Consider the following 728-nt stretch of genomic DNA (forward strand, 5'->3'; position numbering starts at 1 on the left):
GATTTCGCCAATGAGCTGCACACCTTCGGTATCTACGGGCAGCGGGACTACAACGCCTGGATCGCCAAGATCATGTGCAAGCGGCTGCACAACGGTGTCGACCACACCGCCCAGGACTCGGTCGGTTTCGTGAAGAAGCAACTGGCCAAGGACAGCACCGACGCCCAGTCCTGGCAGTTCACCGGCACCGCCATCAACTACTACTGCCCCGATCAGCGCTTCGTCTACGAACAGGCCGCGCACTAACCAACCGTGGGAGCACCATGTCCAACCGCACGAGCGTCAAGAACCTGATCCGCACCGGCGTGGCCACCTGCGCCGTCGCAGGCAGCCTGGCCGGCGCCGGCATCGCAAGCGCCGACGCCACCGACGACTACCCGATCCCCAACCGGATCCTGCGCACCCCCTGCACCGCCGAGCAGATCATGGCCGCCGCCCGCGACGTCGAACCGGTCTACTACGAGCGCTACATGATCGACTACAACAACAAGCCCGTCGCCGACCAGCAAGGCGCCCAGGAGCGCATCCACTGGTTCTTCTCCATGGACTACGCCGGCCGCCGCCAGTACTCCGAGAACATGGCCACCAACGCCTTCTTCGAGAACATGTCCTGGCGCTGGCCGAACTGGGCCAAGCTGTTCTTCAACAACAAGGGCGTCGCGGCCAACACCACCGACGTCTGCCAGAACTACCCACCCAACGACATGTCGGTCTGGGACTGGCACTGA

At 63.6% G+C, this 728-nt stretch carries 2 protein-coding genes; both read left to right on the plus strand.

Translation table 11 applies throughout. The annotated features are described in order from the left end of the window. On the plus strand, positions 1 to 246 hold a 246-nt coding region (locus A5779_RS00005), incomplete at its 5' end, for a DUF732 domain-containing protein (RefSeq protein WP_064877729.1). 17 nt (positions 247 to 263) lie between these two features. Next, a complete protein-coding gene (locus A5779_RS00010; protein ID WP_064877731.1) occupies positions 264 to 728 on the plus strand; it encodes a DUF5078 domain-containing protein in 465 nt (154 codons plus the stop codon).

It is taken from the genome of Mycolicibacterium peregrinum (assembly GCF_001665625.1).
In the GTDB taxonomy this organism is placed as follows: domain Bacteria; phylum Actinomycetota; class Actinomycetes; order Mycobacteriales; family Mycobacteriaceae; genus Mycobacterium; species Mycobacterium peregrinum_B.